This window comes from Burkholderia sp. Ac-20384, from assembly GCF_017104605.1.
Lineage (GTDB): Bacteria > Pseudomonadota > Gammaproteobacteria > Burkholderiales > Burkholderiaceae > Burkholderia > Burkholderia lata.
Genome location: NZ_JAAGPE010000527.1, coordinates 1 through 3,485, shown reverse-complemented (window position 1 = coordinate 3,485; position 3,485 = coordinate 1). Strand labels below are relative to the sequence as shown.

Genomic DNA, 3,485 nt, shown 5'->3' with positions numbered 1-3,485 from the left:
CGACGAACCGGCGCGCGGCGCCGTGGCGGCGAACGGCTGAACCGTCCCGGCCGCGCCGGCGGCGCGGCGTTGTTCCTCGATACGCATGCCCGGTGCGCGAACGCGCGCCGCGGTATGCGGCAAACATGCAGGGGTGTCCGGTGGACAATCCGATCCGCGCGATGCGCATTTTCACGCGCATCGTCGAAATGAACAGCTTTACGCGTGCGGCGCAGGCGCTCGGCATTTCGCGCGCCACCGCGACGCGGACCGTACAGGAGCTCGAAACGGCCCTCGGCATGCCGTTGCTGGTGCGTACGACGCGCGCGTTGCGGGCGACGCCCGAAGGCGACGCGTATTACCGGCGCTGCGTGCGCATCACGGCGGACGTCGACGAGCTCGAAGCCAGCATCCGCGGCGCCGCACTGCATCCGAGCGGGCCGCTGCGCGTCGAGCTGCCGGCGGCGGTCGCGGACGCGATCGTGCTGCCGGCGCTCGGCGCGTTTCATGCCCGGCATCCCGATCTGGTGCTGACGTTGGGCGTCTCCGGGCGCGCGGCCGATCGCGTCGGCGATGCGATCGACTGCAGCGTCCGGCTCGGCGAACTGCCCGATTCGTCACTCGTCGCGCGCCGGCTCGGCATGCTCGAGCGCGTGACCTGCGCGAGCCCCGCGTATCTCGATCGCCACGGCGTGCCGCGCACGCTCGACGACCTGGCCATGCATCGCGCGGTCAGCCTGTCGTCCGTGCCGGGCCAGCGCACGGCCGAACTCGATTTCCTCGTCGATGGCGCGGTGCGCAAGGTGCGGCTCGACGGGATCGTCAGCGTGGACGACGAGCCGGCGTACCTGGCGTGCGGCGTGCATGGCCTCGGGCTGATCCAGCCGCCGCGCGTCGCCGCGCAGGCGTTGATCGATGCGGGACGGTTGCGGGAGGTGCTGCCGCGCTGGCGGCCCGACGCGGTCGCGGTGTCGGCCGTCTACGTGAAGCGTCCGCATGTGTCGCCCGGCGTGCGCGCGTTCGTCGACTGGATTGCGGAGCGGTTCGACGCGGCGGTGGGCGAGCAGGCGGGCATGCTCACCGCACGAGTGTGGCGGCCGATGGTGGGCGCCGCGGACAGGGTTGATCAGGTGGACGCCCAGATGGCCGCAGCTTGATCAGCAAGTGTCGAGTCGGGCGCGGGCAACGGTTCGCCATCGTCGTGGGTGCGCTTTCTTGACCGACGATATGGCGGAAGCAGATCGATGATCTCGCCGGGTTGCCGTGGCGGAGCGGACGGCGCCGGCCGCACGCGAATCCGGGGGATGCCGGCTCATATGAAAGTGCCAATATTCTGGCGATTTTTTGACGAAATAGCTGAAATATTGGCTCTTTTGACCGAGCCGCACGTTTGTCTCTCTCGAATCGACGTGCGTCGTTTCCTGTGTCCCGGTCACCGCCCCAGCTCGCCCGCCAGGAAATCGACGAACGCCCGAATCCGCGTGGACATCTGGTGACGCTGCGCATACACCGCATAGATATCGGCGCTCGGCGTCTCGTGGTCGGGCAGCACGACGACCAGGCGACCGTCTGCGAGATAGTCGCGCAGATCCCATTCCGCGCGCATCAGGATCCCGTGCCCGTCGAGCGCCCACTTCACGGCGATCTCGCCGTCGTTCGTCGTCAGGTTGCCGTTGATCCGCACGGCCTCCGTATGGCGCGCCGTGCCGCGCCCGCTCGTCAGGCGCCAGACGCCGTAACCTTCGTCCCCCTGCCGGATGCCGATGCAGTTGTGGCGCGTCAGGTCGTGCGGCGTGGCCGGTGTGCCGTGCCGCGCGAGATACGCGGGCGCCGCGCACAGCAGCCGGCGGTTCGGCGCGAGCCGGCGTGCGACGACCCGCGTATCGGGCGGCTCGCCGAAGCGGATGCATACGTCGAACGCGTCGTCGGTGAGCGGCGGCGGCATCACCGACAACTGCAGCTGCACGGATACCTCCGGATAGCGCGCAACGAAGCGCGAGATCGCGGGGCCGACCTGGTTGCGCCCGAAACCGAGCGTCGCGTTCACGCGCAGCAGCCCCTTCGGGCGCTGCTTCGCGCTGCCGAGCAGTTCGCCGAGTTCGTCCATCTGGTCGAGGATCCGGCGCGCGTAGTCGAGATACACGTCGCCTTCGGGCGTCAGCATCATCCGCCGCGTCGTGCGGTTCACGAGCGTGACGCCCGCGCGCCGCTCCATCTGCGTGAGCCGCTTGCTGACGGCCGCTGCGGTCAGCCCGAGTTCGCGCGCGGCCGCGCTCAGGCTGCCCGACGCGGCCAGCGTCGAGAAGAAGCCGAGATCGGCCGGCTGGACGGTATCCGCCATGACGAGATTCATGAATTCAAGTTAAAGATGCTTTGAGTCTAGCACCGGTTCCCGTACTTCTGGTTCGGTAAAGTGCCTCCACGCTGACGATCAATCGAGGATGCGCACATGAAGACCTACCGTATCGCAACGATTCCCGGCGACGGGATCGGCAAGGAAGTGGTGCCTGCGGCCAAGCAGGTGCTGGAGGCGCTGGCCCGCGGCAGCGACCGCTTCGGGTTCGAGTTCGAGGATTTCGACTGGGGCGCCGACTACTACCGCCAGCACGGCGCGATGATGCCGGCCGACGGCCTCGACGCATTGCGCGGCAAGGACGCGATCCTGTTCGGCTCGGCAGGCGACCCCGACGTGCCCGATCACGTGACGCTGTGGGGGCTGCGCCTGAAGATCTGCCAGGGCTTCGACCAGTACGCGAACGTGCGCCCGACGCGCATCCTGCCCGGCATCGACGCGCCGCTGAAGCGCTGCGGGCCGGACGACCTGAACTGGGTGATCGTCCGCGAGAACTCCGAGGGCGAATATGCGGGCGTCGGCGGCCGCGTGCACCAGGGCCATCCGATCGAGGCCGCGACCGACGTGTCGATCCTCACGCGTGCCGGCGTCGAGCGCATCATGCGCTTCGCGTTCCGGCTCGCGCAGTCGCGCCCGCGCAAGCTGCTGACCGTGATCACGAAGAGCAACGCGCAGCGGCACGCGATGGTGATGTGGGACGAGATCGCGAAGCAGATTGCGCAGGAATTCCCCGACGTCACGTGGGACAAGGAACTCGTCGATGCGGCGACCGCGCGCATGGTCAACCGGCCGGCATCGCTCGACACGATCGTCGCGACCAACCTGCACGCGGACATCCTCAGCGATCTCGCCGCCGCGCTCGCCGGCAGCCTCGGCATCGCGCCGACCGGCAACATCGATCCCGAGCGCCGCTATCCGTCGATGTTCGAGCCGATCCACGGCTCCGCGTTCGACATCATGGGCAAGGGGCTCGCGAATCCGGTCGGCACGTTCTGGTCGGTCGTGATGCTGCTCGAGCACCTCGGCGAAACGGAAGCCGCCGCGCGCGTGATGCAGGCGATCGAGGCGGTGACGGCCGACCCGTCGCTGCATACGCGCGATCTCGGCGGCAGTGCGACGACTGCGCAGGTGACGGCGGCTGTTTGCGAGCGCA

Annotated in this window: 3 protein-coding genes; 2 read left to right on the top strand and 1 reads right to left on the bottom strand. The window is 68.8% G+C overall.

Going from position 1 to position 3,485, the window contains the following annotated elements; genetic code table 11:
• Positions 1 to 140 precede the first annotated feature (140 nt).
• The gene (locus G3O00_RS41125) at positions 141 to 1,136 is read left to right on the top strand and encodes a LysR family transcriptional regulator (protein ID WP_206146427.1); all 996 of its coding nucleotides are present in this window, start codon (positions 141 to 143) and stop codon (positions 1,134 to 1,136) included.
• A 275-nt stretch (positions 1,137 to 1,411) separates the two neighbouring features.
• Here G3O00_RS41125 and G3O00_RS41120 read toward each other — a convergent pair whose 3' ends face one another.
• Positions 1,412 to 2,320 (bottom strand): LysR substrate-binding domain-containing protein, encoded by a 909-nt coding sequence (locus G3O00_RS41120; protein ID WP_206146426.1) that lies wholly within the window; start codon positions 2,318 to 2,320, stop codon positions 1,412 to 1,414.
• Positions 2,321 to 2,428: 108 nt separating this feature from the next.
• On the opposite strand from G3O00_RS41120, the gene G3O00_RS41115 reads away from it, so the two are divergent.
• The coding region (locus G3O00_RS41115; RefSeq protein ID WP_206146425.1) for a tartrate dehydrogenase at positions 2,429 to 3,485 on the top strand (1,057 nt) is incomplete at its 3' end.